Source organism: Paenibacillus sp. LK1 (assembly GCF_002750415.1).
Lineage (GTDB): Bacteria > Bacillota > Bacilli > Paenibacillales > Paenibacillaceae > Paenibacillus > Paenibacillus taichungensis.
This window is the reverse complement of the sequence record NZ_PEII01000001.1, coordinates 500554-517615: the sequence shown is the minus strand read 5'-3', so window position 1 is coordinate 517615 and position 17062 is coordinate 500554. Positions and strand designations below refer to the sequence as shown.

At 48.5% G+C, this 17062-nt stretch carries 15 protein-coding genes; 14 read left to right on the top strand and 1 reads right to left on the bottom strand.

What is annotated here, in order from left to right; genetic code table 11:
* The first annotated feature begins 53 nt into the window (after nt 1–53).
* Nucleotides 54–1094, top strand: a complete 1041-nt coding sequence (locus CS562_RS02435) for a SepM family pheromone-processing serine protease (protein ID WP_076289476.1) — start codon at nt 54–56, stop codon at nt 1092–1094.
* A 288-nt stretch (nt 1095–1382) separates the two neighbouring features.
* Here the strand turns inward: CS562_RS02435 and CS562_RS02430 are convergent, their stop codons facing one another.
* Nucleotides 1383–2615, bottom strand: a complete 1233-nt coding sequence (locus CS562_RS02430) for a nucleotidyltransferase (RefSeq protein ID WP_099853351.1) — start codon at nt 2613–2615, stop codon at nt 1383–1385.
* 483 nt (nt 2616–3098) lie between these two features.
* Here CS562_RS02430 and CS562_RS02425 point away from each other — a divergent pair, with 483 nt between their 5' ends.
* The 13 genes from CS562_RS02425 (at nt 3099) to trhA (ending at nt 16927) form a co-directional block, all read left to right on the top strand.
* Nucleotides 3099–3605: a YceD family protein gene (locus CS562_RS02425; protein WP_076289478.1), complete on the top strand. Its 507-nt coding sequence runs from the start codon at nt 3099–3101 to the stop codon at nt 3603–3605.
* 68 nt (nt 3606–3673) lie between these two features.
* Nucleotides 3674–3847: a 50S ribosomal protein L32 gene (rpmF, locus tag CS562_RS02420; protein ID WP_017689233.1), complete on the top strand. Its 174-nt coding sequence runs from the start codon at nt 3674–3676 to the stop codon at nt 3845–3847.
* 451 nt (nt 3848–4298) lie between these two features.
* The gene (gene fapR, locus CS562_RS02415) at nt 4299–4847 is read left to right on the top strand and encodes a transcription factor FapR (protein WP_205525006.1); all 549 of its coding nucleotides are present in this window, start codon (nt 4299–4301) and stop codon (nt 4845–4847) included.
* Nucleotides 4844–5839, top strand: a complete 996-nt coding sequence (gene plsX, locus CS562_RS02410; protein WP_064639094.1) for a phosphate acyltransferase PlsX — start codon at nt 4844–4846, stop codon at nt 5837–5839. The genes fapR and plsX overlap by 4 nt, the downstream gene beginning before the upstream one ends.
* 8 nt (nt 5840–5847) lie before the next feature.
* Nucleotides 5848–6837 (top strand): beta-ketoacyl-ACP synthase III, encoded by a 990-nt coding sequence (locus tag CS562_RS02405; protein WP_063564927.1) that lies wholly within the window; start codon nt 5848–5850, stop codon nt 6835–6837.
* A gap of 27 nt (nt 6838–6864) precedes the next feature.
* A complete protein-coding gene (fabD, locus tag CS562_RS02400) occupies nt 6865–7797 on the top strand; it encodes an ACP S-malonyltransferase (protein WP_099853348.1) in 933 nt (310 codons plus the stop codon).
* A 37-nt stretch (nt 7798–7834) separates the two neighbouring features.
* On the top strand, nt 7835–8584 hold the full coding sequence (gene fabG / locus CS562_RS02395) for a 3-oxoacyl-[acyl-carrier-protein] reductase (RefSeq protein WP_063564667.1): 750 nt from the start codon (nt 7835–7837) through the stop codon (nt 8582–8584).
* Nucleotides 8585–8735: 151 nt separating this feature from the next.
* Nucleotides 8736–8969, top strand: a complete 234-nt coding sequence (gene acpP, locus CS562_RS02390) for an acyl carrier protein (RefSeq protein ID WP_024630176.1) — start codon at nt 8736–8738, stop codon at nt 8967–8969.
* A gap of 180 nt (nt 8970–9149) precedes the next feature.
* Nucleotides 9150–10388 carry a beta-ketoacyl-ACP synthase II gene (gene fabF, locus CS562_RS02385; RefSeq protein ID WP_099853345.1) on the top strand — a complete coding sequence of 413 codons (1239 nt, stop codon included), beginning with the start codon at nt 9150–9152 and terminating at the stop codon, nt 10386–10388.
* A gap of 13 nt (nt 10389–10401) precedes the next feature.
* Entirely contained in the window at nt 10402–11100 is a 699-nt protein-coding gene (rnc, locus tag CS562_RS02380; protein ID WP_024630178.1) for a ribonuclease III, read from the top strand.
* Between the two features lie 376 nt (nt 11101–11476).
* Nucleotides 11477–15046: a chromosome segregation protein SMC gene (gene smc / locus CS562_RS02375; RefSeq protein WP_099853342.1), complete on the top strand. Its 3570-nt coding sequence runs from the start codon at nt 11477–11479 to the stop codon at nt 15044–15046.
* 75 nt (nt 15047–15121) lie between these two features.
* Complete coding sequence (gene ftsY / locus CS562_RS02370; RefSeq protein ID WP_076289481.1) at nt 15122–16135, top strand: signal recognition particle-docking protein FtsY; 1014 nt, start codon at nt 15122–15124, stop codon at nt 16133–16135.
* Nucleotides 16136–16279: 144 nt separating this feature from the next.
* Complete coding sequence (gene trhA / locus CS562_RS02365; protein ID WP_076289482.1) at nt 16280–16927, top strand: PAQR family membrane homeostasis protein TrhA; 648 nt, start codon at nt 16280–16282, stop codon at nt 16925–16927.
* The last annotated feature ends 135 nt before the right edge of the window (nt 16928–17062 follow it).

The following is a 17062-nucleotide window of genomic DNA, read 5'->3' as shown; positions in this document are numbered from 1 at the left end:
GAGTGTTAGACTTATAATTATTGAAAGATACGCAAAGAACGGGGGCTCATGCAATGAATCAGATTCGGAAATCTGGCGGATTCAGAGCTTCGATCTTTGTGATCGTGGTGGCTCTGGTCGTCTATGTTGCGGTGTATATGCCAACGCCATATATCATTTATATGCCTGGTAGTGCCGACGAAGTAAAACCCATGGTTACCGTGAAAGAGGGGGATAAGGAAGAACGCGGAGTTTTTATGATGACGACAGTGTCGGCAACATACGCCAATGTGTTTTTGCTAGGAACCTCCTTGTTTAATCGAAATGCTCAAGTGGATAAAAAAGAAGATCGGCTGCGCGGCAAAAGCGAAGCGGAATATTCTGCCGAACAGGTCTGGTTCATGAGTGATTCACAATCCTCGGCCATGGAGGCAGCTTATGAGCAGGCGGGAGTGAAATACTCCATTGTTCCTGAGCATATTTTTGTATTTGGGTTGTCTGAGGATCCCAAGCCTAAAGGAGATATTGAGCCCGGAGATATTATTTTGGGTGTAAACGGAACGGCAACTCCGGACAATACGGTGCTGTCTGAGCAGTTAAAGAACAAAAAGGTCGGAGATACGGTTGAGATGCAATTGGAGCGAGGCGGAGAAACGATCAGCCGCGACGTTCAACTGATTGAAGTGAAAGATAGCAAAACGGGTGAAGTTCGCCCGGCACTGGGTGTCATGATCGGAGCGGTTCAGAAAGTGAAAGCAGAAGATCCGGATAAACAGATATCCTTTACGGATACTCAGGTAGGTGGTCCATCTGCCGGACTGATGTTCACCCTGGAAATTTACAATCAGTTGACCCCAGGAGATTTGACGAAAGGTCACCGGATTGCTGGCACAGGCACCATTAACAAAGAAGGTGTGGTTGGCGCTATTGGTGGAGTTGTGCACAAAATTGTTGCGGCAGATCGGAAAGAAGCAGAGTTTTTCTTTGTGCCGAAGGATAATTATAAAGAAGCTGAAGCCAAGGCTGAACAGATTGGTACCAAAATGAAACTTATTCCTGTCAGCACGGTGGATGATGCGCTGGCTTATCTGAAAACCTTGTCTGTAAAATCCTAAAACGATCCTTATTAGTGATTAGCATGACTAAAAGAATACCAGGATGATGTAAAATCCCCCTATTGCAACGATGCCGAATCGGTGTGCAATAGGGGGATTTTGTGTGAATGATCGATATAAAATAACGCATGATCAACGAGAGTCCGATCGATTTTATAATAATAGATCAGGATTGCATCAATCGATGGTTAAGCGTTGGCTCCAGCAAAAGCTTGTGAGTCGATATATTGAACTTGTGTTTCGAAATCGTTTATGTTGAACCAGCTTTGGATAGGACTGAACGTAGAGTTAGAGCCTCACAGGCGGGTCATAGTAGTCGCTGTACATCATACGTGTATCGGTGTGTTCGCAGGCGAGTGCATATGCTGCTTGAGCCTGTACATCCAGCTCCAACTGATTATGGACAAAGGTTGATGGTTTCAGCAGAACGGGCAAAGAAGCCGTCTTTTTCATCTGTTTCAACAGGCCCTGTCCTTGTGCATTAAACCCAAGCACTCGAAGATATGCGGGCCCTTCAGCCAGCTTCTCGGACGAACATTCGGCCTTGGTATGATTCAGCAGGATATGGGTCAGCATGCGCTGTAGTTTTGTGCGTGTGTACCGTTTCGTTTTGAGTGCGTTCAGCAATGCATCGACTGAAGGCTCCGGGAGCTGAGCAAGAGTGCGGCTCAGCCTGTGTTCGAGTCCTTCCGTGACCTCGGCGATCTGCTCCAGTTCGGAGGCACGGCGTGTGGCCGCGATGTGCAGCAGCGGCTGTGCAAAGCGCTCCCAGTGCACGGGAGCGCGCCCTTCCTGCCATTCGCGCTGCAGAATGGCAAGGGTTGCCGCCGGCACGTATGGCGCGGCGGCTTCGGGCCCGTCCGTCATCAGCAGGCGGCGGACGGCAGTTGCACTGGCGATCGCCCCCGGTCCGGGCGTCGCCTCATGATACGCGGCACCGGTACGCGCCGCTGTAAAGGGCCTGATCGCGCTGCCCAGCCGTTGCAGCGCGATCAGGTAATGCAGCCCAAGCGAATTGTTGGGCTGCCCCAGCAGTGCAGCGGCGTCGTTCGCATCGACGCCGCCAGGCGCCAGCGCTGCCGCCGCACCTGCGTATGCGGTGGGGTAGCTGGCGCCTTCCCGCAGGCGGCGCGCGATATCTTCGCGCAGCCCTGCGGGCTCCACAGCCAGCACGCGCGCAATGCGCTGCAGGCTGTCCAGGTCGCCGGACTCGCTGCCAAAGCAGAGCGAGTCCACAACGCCTGTGCGGTGCAGCAGAGACACCGCACCATAGGCGAACCACTCGGCCGGTTGTACAGCATAAGCAACCGGCAGTTCAATTACAAGATCGGCGCCAGCATGCAGCGCCATCTCAGTCCGTGCCCTTTTGCCCACGATGGCGGGTTCGCCGCGCTGGAGGAAAGGGCCGCTCATCACAGCTACAACAACGTCTGCTCCACTGAGCCGTCTGGCTTCGCTTAGATGATAGACATGTCCGTTATGTAAAGGGTTATATTCAACAATGACGCCAACGGCTTTCATATGAGAACGCGCTCCTTTCGTTAAATATTCAATTGCGGTTGAATCCTTTACTCCTAGCCCGATTATATCCGAGCTCATCTTGTTCCATAATAGGACATGGGTATACCTTTGTTCAAATCACATCGCAGTGTACACCCGAAAAAGAAAAGAATCCTTTTCGTCGATATAGCCCGAACCTACCTTCAAAATGCATGACTTGTAGTTTAACTTATAGTAAGCCTATAATGTATCAGAGATCGAAAGCGGATTAGGATCGTCATTTTTAAAAAAGGGTGTAAAGTTAAAAGTGTTGACAAACGTCTTGAAAAATCGGTATAATGATTTTTGTTTGTTAAGTCAATTTCATAATACTTTTAACGAGGAATCGTCAGAATACATACAGTCAGGAATATGATGTGTTGCAAGAGTCAGGCTTGACCTGTATAACTGTCGTAAGGCGTTTAACTTTAATTATGAGATTGGTTTCGTTTGGAGTGATGGGAAATGTTAATGCCATTTCGCAAAGTGGCTACCAGTGACCGACCCCTGCAGTTTAATGAACAGTGGGATATCAAGGAACTGGTTTCTAACCGACAGGATATCACAGCCGTTACCCCGCTGACTGCGGATTTATCTGCAGAATACAGAGAGGGCGACGTTGTGGATGTTCATGGCAAACTGACAGTAGGAGTGGACATGTTATGCTCCCGATGTCTTAAGCCGATTAATGAACATTTTCATATTGATTTTCATGAGCAATTCAAGCAGGGGAAACAGCCAGAGGAATTGCCTGAAGACGACGATACTTTCTACGTGGATGGAGAGAGCGTTGATCTGAAAGGTTATGCCGAGGAAGCTTTTCTGCTGGATCTTCCGTTTATACCGCTATGCAGCGATACATGCAAAGGGTTATGCCCCAAGTGTGGCCATGAGCTGAACGAAGGTGACTGCGGTTGTGATAACCAAGTTATCGATCCGCGGCTTGCAGGGCTCAAGGATTTTTTTAAATGAGCATGAGTGAAAATCGAACATTGTAACAACTACCTGCAAAGGTTGATTTTGATAAGGAGGTGGGAATAATGGCAGTACCTCAACGGAGAACGTCCAAGACGCGTCGCGACAAACGTCGCACTCACTTTAAATTGGCTGTACCGGGCATGGTGAAATGTGAACAATGTGGCGAACTTAAACTTAGTCACCACGTGTGCAAAGTGTGCGGAACGTACAAAGCAAGAGAGATCATCTCTCAATAATAGCTAGACATCAAGTAGCACTTCATTTCGATGAGGTGCTACTTTTTTTAGACTATAGCATCGCAAAAAAGACCCTTTCTACCTGTACTCTATCTTCTTGAATAAAGTTCAATATACGTATTTGATATTTTAGTAAGGCTCATTACGGGTTGTATTCAGGACTGTGAAGCCAGGCTCCGCAAGGCAGGATTGTTTTTGTTCAGCCAGCCTTTCTTTTTGACACGGGATGAGATATACTATAGTTTAGTACCAGGTTCTAAGATTTGACGTTACATAAACATGAACCATAATATGTGTGAGAACGACCCTGCTGAACAGGGATGCAACTATAGAAGCAACGTGAAAGAATATATTGAACTGACCGGATTAGGCGGTTCCTTAAACGATACAGCGGGGGGTGTCAGGCATCGAACGTGTACCGAAGAGACAGAGGCAGCAGCAGTTAACCAAAATGATCGAAGACAACCCGTTTGTGACGGATCAGGAACTTACACGCCAATTGAAGGTGAGTATTCAGACGATTCGTCTTGACAGACTGGAGCTTGGGATTCCCGAGCTTCGGGAGCGGATGAAACTGATGGCGGAGCGTTCCTATGATCAGGTGCGCTCCTTGCCCCTGCATGAGATTATCGGTGATATTGTGGACTTGCAACTGGACAAGAGTGGGATCTCCTTGTTTGAGATTAAGGAAGAACACGTATTTTCGAGAACGGGCATTGCTCGTGGACACTATGTTTTTGCACAGGCCAACTCATTGGCTGTAGCCGTTATTAATGACGAGATTGCACTGACGGCTTCCGCAGACATTCGTTTTGTTCGTTCGGTCCATTTGTCTGAGAAATGTATTGCGAAGGCTTATGTGAGATCGATATCGGGTCAAAAGGGCAAAGCCAAAGTGGAAGTGTTCACTTATGTGGGTGAAGAAATGGTGTTTCAAGGCAACTTTGTAATCTACCGTTCAGGTGGAGAAGACAGCGTAGAAGGAGGTCATTTGGGATGAAAATCGTCATTGATGCCATGGGAGGCGATAACGCACCTGCGGCAACAGTAGAAGGTGCGATCGCCGCGGCAACGGAATGGGCGGATACACAGATCGTCCTGGTCGGCGATGAAGCCAAGCTGGAACCTCTTCTGAGTCAGTCAGGTGCCAAACCTGCTAATCTGACTATTCGGCATGCTTCCGAAGTGATCGGTTCGGATGACGAACCGGTGAAGGCAGTCCGTCGCAAGAAGGATGCCTCCATGGTGGTTGCAGGTCGTATGCTTAAGGAAGGCGAAGCAGACGCCATGATCTCAGCGGGCAATACCGGAGCGCTGATGACAGCCGGCTTGCTGGTGGTAGGCCGTATGGAAGGTATTGAGCGCCCGGCGCTTGCGCCCATGATTCCAACGATCGATGATGTGGGTGTACTTGCACTTGATCTCGGCGCGAATATGGATGCCAAACCGGAGCACCTCGCACAATATGGTCTGATGGGAAGCTTGTATCGGCAAAAAGTGCAGGGAATCGCGTCACCAAGAGTGGGTCTGCTCAATGTGGGAACGGAGCCTGGTAAGGGGAATGAGTTAACCAAACATGCTTATCCATTGCTCGAGCAACTTCCAATTCGTTTTGTTGGTAACGTAGAGGCCCGTGACGTGCTTACAGGCGCATGTGATGTGCTTGTATGTGATGGATTTGCCGGGAATATATTGCTCAAATCCCTCGAAGGCACAGCGGGTGCCATTTTCGCTCTGCTTAAGGAACAATTCTCATCGTCGCTCAAAAGCAAACTGGCTGCTGCTGTGCTCATGCCTGAGCTGCGCGGTTTGAAGCGGAAACTGGATTATACCGAGCATGGTGGTGCACCACTCCTCGGTTTGAGCAGACTTGTGGTGAAAAGTCATGGATCGGCTGATGGCAATGCCATCAAAAATGCTGTGCGCCAAGCACGGATTGCAGTACAGAACCAGCTGGTGGAGAGCATATCTAAGGAAATTAGCGGGAAGTGAGTGACGACATGAATAATTTGCGCCCGGTAGGGGTTATCGGTACAGGTAAATATGTACCTGAGAAAATTTTGACAAACAGCGATTTGGAGAAAATGGTCGATACGAATGATGAGTGGATTGTCAGTCGTACAGGAATCAAGGAACGTCACATCGCTGCACCGGATCAGGCGACTTCGGACCTGGCATACGAGGCAGCTATTAAAGCACTTGAATCTGCTGGCATGACTGGCAGTGATCTTGATCTGATTATTGTGGCAACTATTACACCGGATTCTTCATTCCCTTCTACTGCTTGTATTTTGCAAGATAAACTTGGTGCCAAGGGCGCTGCGGCATTTGACTTGTCTGCTGCCTGCTCCGGATTTGTATACGGTCTGGCAACAGCAACGAGCTTTATCCAAAGCGGCATGTACAACAATGCACTTGTTATTGGTGCAGATTGTTTGTCTCGTATTACTGACTATACCGACCGTAATACCTGTGTGCTGTTTGGCGACGGAGCGGGCGCGGTTATCGTTGGTGAAGTGCCGGAAGGCCGTGGATTTAAATCATTCGATCTCGGAGCTGAAGGTGCGGGTGGAAGCCTGCTTCAAATGGAGGGCGGCGGTTCCCGTCTGCCTGCATCCGTAGAAACAGTTGAGAACAAAAAACATTACATTTACATGAATGGCCGTGAAGTGTTTAAATTTGCAGTACGGGTGATGGGTACAGCGACAATCGAAGTACTGCGCAAGGCTGGCCTGGAGCGTACGGACGTGGATCTGTTTGTTCCTCACCAAGCCAATATTCGGATTATCCAATCTGCAATGCAGCGACTTGAGCTTCCAGAAGAGAAAGTTGTAGTCAATGTGGATAAATACGCCAACACATCTGCAGCCTCCATTCCGCTTGCTTTGGTAGAAGCTGCTGAAGAAGGCCGCATGAAAGCTGGAGATACCGTGCTTATGGTTGGTTTTGGTGGCGGTTTGACGTGGGGCGCATCGGTACTCGTTTGGTAAATTAGACAGCTGGGAGAGATGAATTGGATGGGTAAAATAGCATTTGTATTTCCCGGACAGGGATCGCAGACTGTGGGCATGGCCAAGGACGCATATGAGTCTGTGCCTGCGGCAACAGAAATTTTCCGTACAGCCGATGAGACGCTGGGTTTCTCGCTGAGCAATCTTGTTTTTGAGGGACCAGAAACCGAGTTGAAACAGACATCAAATACGCAACCGGCTCTGCTGACAGCAAGTATTGCATTGTTTGAGGCTTTTAAAGAAAAAGGAATTCAGCCTGATTATATGGCTGGACACAGTTTGGGTGAATACAGTGCACTGGTCGCAGCGGGCGTTCTTTCGTTCGCGGACGCGGTAAGCATTGTGCGGGCACGTGGTCAATATATGGAACAGGCTGTTCCTGGTGGACAGGGTGCGATGGCTGCGGTATTGGGTGCGGATCGGGAAGCGCTGGGGGTGCTTTGCCGGGACGTATCCGAAAGTGGTGATGCAGTTGAACTTGCTAATATTAACTGTCCGGGACAAATTGTGATTTCCGGTGTGAAGGAAGGGGTAGCTGCTGTCGCTGAACGGGTTAAGGAAGCAGGCGGCAAACGTGCCATCACACTTGAAGTAAGTGGCCCGTTCCATTCTTCCTTAATGAAGGGTGCAGCAGAGAAGCTGGCTGAGAAACTGAAAACTGTTTCGTTCTCACCCGGAGCGGTCCCTGTAGTCGCGAATGTGACTGCAAGACCTGTGGAGGACGGTAAGGTTCAGGATTTATTGACAGATCAGGTCTATTCTCCGGTTTTATGGGAAGACAGTGTGACATGGCTTATTGAGCAAGGTGTAGATACTTTTATCGAGATTGGCTCTGGCAGTGTGTTAACAGGTTTGATTAAAAAAACAGATAAAACCGTTAAACTGTACAATGTAAACAGTCTTGAGACGCTCGAAGCAACGGCTGCTGCACTAATTTGATTAACAATGATTGGATTTGGGGAAAGGAGGAATGATTATGTCTAAACCATTACAAGGCAAAAATGCGCTCGTTACTGGTGCGTCCCGTGGTATCGGGCGTAGTATTGCACTCGCTTTGGCCGAGGCAGGTGCCAACGTGGCCGTGAATTATGCGGGCAGTCAAGCGGCAGCTGAGGAAGTAGCGGAAGCGATTCGCGCCAAAGGTGTCCAGGCAATTACGATTCAAGCGAATGTGGGCCAGATGGATGAAGCCGAACAAATGGTCAAAGCAACGATTGAAGCGTGGGGCAATGTTGATATTCTTGTCAACAATGCTGGAATTACCCGTGATAATCTGATCATGCGTATGAAAGAAGAGGAATTTGATCAGGTAATCGAAACCAATCTCAAAGGGGTGTTTAACTGTCTTAAGGCGGTTACGCGTCCAATGATGAAGCAACGGTCTGGTAGAATTATCAATATCTCCTCTGTTGTGGGTGTGCTCGGAAATGCTGGACAAGCAAACTATGTTGCTGCCAAGGCAGGGGTCATCGGTTTGACGAAGGCATCTGCACGTGAGCTTGCCTCCCGCGGCATCACAGTTAACTGCGTTGCACCAGGATTTATTGAGACCGATATGACGAAGGAATTGTCCCAGGAGATCGTGGACAACATGTTGAACGGTATTCCGTTGTCTCGTCTGGGCCAGCCGGATGAAATCGCCGGTGTTGTCACGTTCCTGGCTTCAGAAGCTTCATCTTATATGACAGGGCAGACACTGCATGTTGATGGTGGCATGTACATGTAATTCTTCCCGGACTTGAACAATAGTCGGGGAACAGGCGCTGGACGATCCGAAATGCCGGAAAAAGGCCGGGTTCCCCGGCCGGGAGCCGCATATGTCTTCTATGGCATTTTGCCTGCGATTCTCGTATAATACCAAGGAGGAGGTGAACCGGATGTCCGATGTATTGGAGCGTGTAAAACGCATCGTCGTCGACCGCTTGGGCGCAGACGAAGCTGAAGTTACACTTGAAGCATCTTTCAAAGAAGATTTGGGTGCTGATTCTTTGGATGTAGTGGAATTGGTCATGGAATTGGAAGATGAATTCGATTTGGAAATCTCTGATGAAGATGCAGAAAAAATCACGACCGTAGGTGAAGTTGTAAACTACATACAATCTCATACCTAAAGTCAATTCAGTCCCGCACCTGTTTTCGAACAGGCGGGACTTCTCATCATTCATTGGTTTTTCTCATTCCGCAAGCGGCGCAGGTCAAACGGATCTTCGGGTCCTGCCTGGCTAGACGTCTGCTTGCGGATATTCCCACAAAATACTTGCGTAATGCAGTCGATATAGAGGTGAGTCGGTTTGAAACAAAGAGTTGTAATTACCGGAATGGGCGTAATGACATCGCTCGGAAAAGATTTAGAAACGTTCTGGGGCAGTTTAATGGCAGGCAAGTCCGGAATTTCTCAGATTGAGGCGTTTGATGTAAGTGAATACACCACTCAAATTGCAGCCGAGATCCAGGATTTCAACCCGGAAGAGTACATGGATCGCAAAGATGCACGTAAAATGGACCGTTTTGTTCAGTTCGCTGTAGCAGCTGGCTTCAAGGCCGTTGAAGACAGTGGTCTGAAAATTGACGAGAACATTGATGCAGAGCGTTTCGGTGTGTCGATCGGATCGGGTATCGGTGGATTGGGTACTTGGGAGGACCAACATAATGCATTGCTGCAAAAAGGTCCTAAACGCGTAAGCCCATTTTTCATTCCGATGATGATATCCAACATGGCTTCTGGCCAGATGTCGATTTCTCTCGGGGCGAAAGGTCCTAACATCAACGTGGTAACGGCATGTGCTACAGGAACACACTCCATTGGAGATTCCTTCAAGCTGATTGCAAACGGTGATGCGGATGCGATGATTTGTGGCGGTGCGGAAGCTACCATTAGACCAACTGGTCTGGCTGGGTTCTGCGCAATGCGTGCCATGTCTACACGTAACGATGATCCGGCGAAGTCGAGCCGTCCTTTTGATACAGAACGTGACGGGTTTGTTATGGGCGAGGGCGCAGGTGTTCTAATTCTTGAATCCCTAGAACATGCTCAAAAACGTGGTGCTCGTATTTATGGCGAAGTGATTGGTTACGGTCTCACTGGCGATGCACATCACATGACGGAGCCTGATCCGGATGGAGCAGCTCGTTGCATGAAGATGGCTCTTCGTAATGCGGGTATCGAACCAGAAGAAGTGGACTATATCAATGCACATGGTACATCAACACCTGTAGGTGACAGATCCGAAACGCTTGCGATCAAAAAAGCGTTTGGTGATCATGCGTACAAGCTTGCGGTGAGTTCAACCAAATCGATGACAGGTCATATGCTTGGTGCTGCTGGTGGCGTGGAAGCCGTAATCTGCGGATTGTCGCTGACACATCAGACACTTGCTCCAACGATCAACCTGGAAAATCAGGACCCGGAATGTGATTTGGATTATGTTCCAAACGTTCCACGTCAAACTAAAGTCAATATTGCCATGTCCAATTCATTTGGGTTCGGCGGTCACAATGCCACCATTATTCTCAAAAAATTTGAAGCATAAGGGGCTAGTTCGTTTGAGTGAAGATCTGAAGCAGTTACAACACAAACTTCAAATCAAATTTGACAACAGGCAGCTTTTAAAACAAGCGTTTACCCATGCTTCTTATGTAAACGAACACCGGTTCAGTCAGCATCAGGATAACGAGCGTCTGGAGTTTCTGGGCGATGCCGTACTGGAACTGACTGTGTCGGAATACTTGTATCATTTGTTTCCTAACCGGCCGGAAGGTGAATTAACTAAGCTGCGGGCATCCATTGTCTGCGAGCCTTCCCTCGTCAAATTTGCTGAAGCGTTGGGTTTTGGGCAGTATGTACTTCTTGGTAAAGGTGAGGAACTGACGGGAGGACGAACTAGACCGGCTTTGCTAGCGGATGTGTTTGAATCTTTCATCGGTGCATTATATCTGGATCAGGGATTGGCGCCTGTCCGGACATTTCTGGATCAGCATGTATTTCCGTTGATCGTTCTGGGCAGCAAGTTGCAGATGAGCGATTACAAAACGGAATTGCAGGAACTCACTCAGCATCACAATATGGGAGCTCTGGAATACCGTATTGTTGAGGAACGGGGCCCTGCCCATGAACGGGAGTTTGTCTCCGAGGTCCATATGGGTCAAGAACGGCTTGGCAGAGGTACAGGACGTTCCAAAAAGGAAGCCGAACAACAGGCTGCATCCGCAGCGCTGGATCGACTGAAGCTTCCGGAAGCCTGAGCTTTACCGTAAGCGCATAGACAAACGAAGAGCAAAGAGCAGCCCGCGGGTCCGCCTGGCGGAATTTATCGGCCGGACTGCTTTTTGCTCTTTTTTTTGTAAAGAAGACCAGGGGAGGTTGCCTGATCTTAACTAAATAAGTTGGACCTTATTTTTACACAAAACGAAGAGTGCAGAACCAATCTGAAGAAGCGAAGCGTGCGCCTTTATCACCGGATTTTTCCCTCGGACCAATGGAATAAAGAAAATCTGGGGATAAGAGCGATCAAAAGATGGTACTGCAATTGAAGTGACAAGGTGTAACATTTCTAGCCCAACTTATATAGGCGCTGAATGCAACATTTGAAATTTGCAAGAGGAGGTGACGGGAAACCCTATGTTTTTGAAACGGATTGAACTGGGTGGATTCAAGTCATTCGCCGACAAAACGGAAATGGAGTTCGTTCGTGGTATAACCGCGGTTGTGGGCCCGAACGGAAGTGGCAAAAGTAACATTTCAGACGGCATACGCTGGGTTCTTGGGGAACAAAGCGCCAAATCACTGCGTGGTGGCAAGATGGAAGATATCATTTTTGCCGGCAGTGATGCACGGAAGGCTGTTAATTATGGTGAAGTTTCGTTGACGCTGGATAACGAAGATCATGCGCTTGCTTTGGATTTTGGCGAAGTAACGGTAACGCGTCGCGTACATCGCAGCGGAGACAGTGAATATTTTATTAACAAGCAGTCGTGTCGGTTGAAGGATATTACCGAATTGTTTATGGATACCGGAATCGGCAAGGAAGCTTACTCGATTATTGGACAGGGACGAATCGAAGAGATTCTGAGTACCCGTTCAGAGGATCGCAGGGGGATCTTTGAAGAGGCATCAGGTATTGTTAAATATAAATCTCGCAAACGGGATGCTACTCGCAAACTGGATGAGACGGAACAGAATTTATTGCGTATTCATGACCTGGTCACCGAATTGGAAGACCAGATTGGTCCGTTAAAGGAACAATCGGAGAAAGCAATCCACTACAAGGAGTTGCGTGGACAGCTGAAGTCACAGGAAATCTCCATGTATGTGTATCAGATTGAACAAATTCATGCTTCCTGGAGCAAGGCGAACCAACGACTTGAATCATTGAAAGAGGAAGAAGTCGGATTGGCGGCAATCGTCTCCACTCATGATGCCAAGCTGGAAAGTGACCGCAATGCACTACGTACGCTGGAAACGGAGACGGAACAGCTGCAATCGGCCTTATTGCAATTCAGTGAAGCAACAGAGAAAAGCGAAGGACTTGGGGAACTGCTCAAGGAGCGTTCGCGTCATCTGCAGACAAATCAGGAACAGCTCAAAGTGACCCTTGCAGCGAGTGAAGAGAGACATCGGGAGCGTGAAGCCGAGTTACTTGCATTACGCGAAAAGTTTGCCAAGCTTGAACTGGAATTGAGTGACGTAAGAAATCGTCTGTCCGAAGAAGAAGCCAAACTTATCGGTGTCACTGGTGGTATTAGCCAACAGCAGGAGGAAAGCCTTAAGGGCAACTTGCTGGAACTGATGAATCAGATGGCTCAGACACGAAATGAAATTCGTTACGCAGACCAACAGAAAGAAACGCTGGAACGGCGAATGAACCGAGCGACTGAGGAATCCGGCAAGTGGGAAGGCCAGAAGGAAACGCTGGAAGCCCGCAAAACGGAGATTGAGAAAAAAGTTGTTCGTTTAGGCAAGGAAATTAGTGATCTGCGCGGTGGTTATATTACGGAAAGTGAACGTCTCCAATCGCTGCAGAAGCTGCTCGAAGAAAGCCGGGGCACTGTCCGTAAATGGGAACAGAAGCGTGAAGCCCAGGTCTCCCGTCGCGATACAATGAAAGAAATGCAGGATGATTTTGACGGTTTCATGTTGGGTGTCAAAGAAGTTCTTAAGGCATCACGCAAAGGTACACTGAACGGGGTTCATGGAGCTGTTGCAGAGCTCGTTAAAGTGCCTGAGAAGATTGAACTTGCGGTAGAGACGGCGATGGGCGCTTCCCTGCAGCATGTCGTCATGGAGAATGAATCGGTTTCCAGACAGGCGATCGCTTTTCTGAAACAACGTCAATTGGGCAGAGCTACGTTCCTCCCGCTGGATGTTATTCGTGCACGTACCATTGGTGCAGGGGAACGTTCGATGATCGAAGGCATGGATGGTTTTGTGGGAATTGGTGCGGATCTTGTACAATACGAATCCCGTTATGCTGCGATCATTGGAAGTCTGCTCGGAAATGTCATTATTGCAGAGAAGCTGGAGGATGCCAATAAGATCGCAGCTCGCTGCCAATATCGTTTCAGGGTCGTAACCCTGGAAGGCGATGTGGTTAATGCGGGTGGTTCGATGACCGGTGGTAGCCAGCATAAGAAAAATGGTAGTCTGCTCAGCCGCAAACGGCAGCTGGATCAGCTGGATCAAGATATTTTGGATACCGAAAATCAGATCGTAAAATTGCATCGCAGTGTGGAGGATGTAAAGACTCAGCTGGAGCAGTGCCAAGATAAGCTGGACGAGCTGCGTCAGTCTGGAGACGACACCCGGAATGCAGAACAGCAGGCTTCAATGGAAATGAAGCAGGTTGAGCATGAACTGCGTCACGTACTGGAACAGGTTGCCGTAGCCGGGCAGGAAAAGAGCGGGTTTACTGAAGAAATCAAAGAAATGGATACAGCCCGCGATGTTGCTGTGAAGAAGCTGGAGCAACTTGAGGAAGAAGAGAAGGCGACTCATCGTGCCATTCATGCCGCAGAATTTGCGCGTAAAGCGAATGAATCCGCGAAGGAGGAATTGCAGACCCAACTCACCGATCTGAAAGTCCGAGAGGGGAAACTGGATCAGGAGCGATTCTCCAACGAGGAGCAGTTACGGCGTCTGGAGCGCGAAGTGGATTCACTGGTGAAGGATCTTCGTCAAAATCGCACGTTGCTGGCCTCCATGGAAGCAGATCTGAAGAAAACAGAGACTGAGAGTGTTAAACAGATTGAAGATCTTAACCAATATAAGCTGAAAAAAGCGGAATCTGCACAGGAGCTGGACTTCAAACGTGCTGCCCGAAGCGAGCTGTCGAAGAAGCTTGAGCTTGCCGAGAGTGAAACGAAGGAACAGCGCACACAGCTGAAAGCTGTGGAGGAACAGATGCGACAAACGGAAATTTCCGTGAACAGACTTGATGTTGAGTTGGAAAACATTCTGCGCAAACTGATGGATGAGTATGAGCTCGGCTATGAACTTGCCAAGGAGCGTTATCCAGTACCGAAAGATGTGGAGAGCACACAAGCTGAGGTTCAGAAACTGAAGCGCAGCATTGCGGCTCTCGGTGACGTCAATCTGGGAGCCATCGAGGAATTCCAGCGGGTTAACGAGCGGTATGAGTTCCTCAGCACGCAGAAGAATGACCTGGTCGAAGCCAAAACAACGTTGTATCAGGTTATTCGAGAAATGGAAGATGAGATGGCCAAACGATTCAAGGCTACATTTGATGCGATTCGCCGGGAGTTCGGCACGGTCTTCACCAAGCTGTTTGGCGGAGGGCGCGCGGATCTTGTATTGATGGACCCTGAGCGTTTGCTCGATACGGGCATAGATATCGTCGCCCAGCCACCAGGCAAAAAGCTGCAAAACCTGCAGCTATTATCCGGCGGGGAACGAGCGTTGACCGCAATGGCCCTCTTATTCGCTATACTGCATGTTAAGCCTGTACCGTTCTGCGTACTGGATGAAGTGGAAGCGGCACTGGATGAAGCCAACGTGGTGCGTTTTGCCCAGTATTTACGTGAGTTCTCGGAACAAACACAATTCATCGTTGTTACACATCGTAAAGGCACAATGGAAGAAGCGGATGTGCTGTATGGCGTCACGATGGAAGAGGGCGGAGTATCCAAGCTCGTTTCGGTTAAACTGGAAGATGAGGAAGCTGTCATTGCCTAATCTTTGAGTTGGTTGTCACGCATGAACTCATCTAATATCATTTAAACTAAGAAATGTACACGATGGAGGGGCTTTATGAGTTTTTTTAAAAAGCTGAGAGACAGCATTGCAAGCAAAACGGAGTCGGTTACCAAACAGTTCAAGGACGGGTTGGAAAAGACACGTAAAGGCCTTGTAGAGAAAGTGTCGGATCTCGTTATCCGCCGCAAAAAAATCGACGAGGAATTCTATGAAGAATTGGAAGAGATTCTGATTGGAGCCGACGTAGGTGTCAATACAGTCATGAAACTGATTGAAGATCTGCGTGAAGAAGTCAAAAAACGCAAAATTGAGGATGCGGCTGAACTTCAGCCTGTATTGTCCGAAAAACTGACGGATTTGCTTCGTGGCGAGCAGAATAATGAACTGAAAATGAATCCGGATGGCATCACGGTCATTTTGTTTGTTGGTGTTAATGGTGTTGGTAAAACAACAACGATTGGCAAGCTGGCCCATCGCTTCAAACAGCAGGGTAAAAAGGTCATCATGGCAGCAGGAGATACGTTCCGTGCCGGAGCGATTGAACAACTCGAAGTATGGGGACAACGTGCCGGTGTGGAAGTCATCAAGCAACAATCAGGTTCTGACCCTGCCGCTGTAATGTATGATGCTGTACAGGCTGCGAAGCAACGGGGTGCTGATGTATTGCTCTGTGATACTGCGGGCCGTCTGCAAAATAAATCCAATCTGATGGACGAACTCAACAAAATCTATCGTGTCATTCAACGCGAAATTCCGGAAGCACCTCATGAAGTATTAATGGTGCTGGATGCAACTACAGGTCAGAATGCACTGAATCAGGCCAAACTCTTCGGAGAGAAGAGCGGGGTAACTGGACTTGTACTGACGAAACTGGATGGTACCGCCAAAGGTGGTATTGTTGTTGCGATTCGTCAGGAGTTGGATCTGCCTGTGAAGCTGGTCGGACTTGGTGAGAAAATTGATGATCTGCAGCCATTCGACTCGGAGCAATTCGTGCATGCGTTGTTTGCGGGACTGATTCAGGAACAGCCAGCTGAAAGTGCTGAAGAAGAGGAAGCTAATTCCTAGAACCATTAATAAATAGCATGAATGAATAGCGTTAACCGTATTGCCAGTGATATACGTGATAAGTGTCACGTGTAATGTCACTGGCAATACGTGTATAATGGGAATAAAGAAGGCAAGGCTAAAGGGCTAGAAAGGACGGTTGATATGGCCAATACCTATACCTATTCCCGTCGTGAGGAAGTCGCCAATGCGGTAACTCATGGAATCGGCGCTGCACTCAGTGTAGCTGCACTGGTGCTATTGATTGTATTTTCGAGTATGAAAGGCACGGCTTGGCATGTGGTCAGTTTCACGATCTACGGGATCACCATGCTGCTGCTCTATACGAGCTCCACACTCGTGCATGCATGGAAAGATGGGAAAGTGAAAGATTTATTTGAGATTTTTGACCATTCATCCATTTATTTGTTTATTGCCGGATCGTACACTCCGCTTTTGTTTATTGCTGTTCGTGGCACACTTGGTTGGACCCTGTTCGGTGTGATCTGGGGAATCGCATTATTCGGCGTGATCTTTAAGGCATTTTTCACGAAAAAGTTTCTATTCATGTCCACGATTTTCTATATTGCAATGGGCTGGCTCATCGTTATTGCCTGGCAACCGCTTATGGCTGCCATTCCTACAGGCGGAATCGTGTTGCTGGTTGCTGGAGGTCTGATGTATACACTGGGGACGCTTTTTTATGTGTGGCGTGGATTTCCATACCACCATGCGATTTGGCATCTCTTTGTGCTAGCAGGCAGTATTCTTCATTTCTTCATGGTACTGTTGTACCTGACACCACTTCGCTAGAACGGTAGATAGCGTTAAACGAATCGGCTCCATCTGTGGAGACCCATTCGTTTTTTTGTTTTATATAATGGTTGCAGCAGGTCGTATTCAACTGTAGAGGAACGGCTAAGAGTAACCATGTAGGCAGGAAAAATG

Coding starts and splice junctions, on each gene's coding strand:
- CS562_RS02435 (WP_076289476.1), top strand. CDS start 54: ATGAATCAGATTCGGAAATCTGGCGGATTCAGAGCTTCGATCTTTGTG.
- CS562_RS02430 (WP_099853351.1), bottom strand. CDS start 2,615: ATGAAAGCCGTTGGCGTCATTGTTGAATATAACCCTTTACATAACGGA.
- acpP (WP_024630176.1), top strand. CDS start 8,736: ATGTCCGATGTATTGGAGCGTGTAAAACGCATCGTCGTCGACCGCTTG.
- CS562_RS02405 (WP_063564927.1), top strand. CDS start 5,848: ATGAATAATTTGCGCCCGGTAGGGGTTATCGGTACAGGTAAATATGTA.
- trhA (WP_076289482.1), top strand. CDS start 16,280: ATGGCCAATACCTATACCTATTCCCGTCGTGAGGAAGTCGCCAATGCG.
- fapR (WP_205525006.1), top strand. CDS start 4,299: ATGATCGAAGACAACCCGTTTGTGACGGATCAGGAACTTACACGCCAA.
- smc (WP_099853342.1), top strand. CDS start 11,477: ATGTTTTTGAAACGGATTGAACTGGGTGGATTCAAGTCATTCGCCGAC.
- fabG (WP_063564667.1), top strand. CDS start 7,835: ATGTCTAAACCATTACAAGGCAAAAATGCGCTCGTTACTGGTGCGTCC.
- plsX (WP_064639094.1), top strand. CDS start 4,844: ATGAAAATCGTCATTGATGCCATGGGAGGCGATAACGCACCTGCGGCA.
- rpmF (WP_017689233.1), top strand. CDS start 3,674: ATGGCAGTACCTCAACGGAGAACGTCCAAGACGCGTCGCGACAAACGT.
- fabD (WP_099853348.1), top strand. CDS start 6,865: ATGGGTAAAATAGCATTTGTATTTCCCGGACAGGGATCGCAGACTGTG.
- ftsY (WP_076289481.1), top strand. CDS start 15,122: ATGAGTTTTTTTAAAAAGCTGAGAGACAGCATTGCAAGCAAAACGGAG.
- CS562_RS02425 (WP_076289478.1), top strand. CDS start 3,099: ATGTTAATGCCATTTCGCAAAGTGGCTACCAGTGACCGACCCCTGCAG.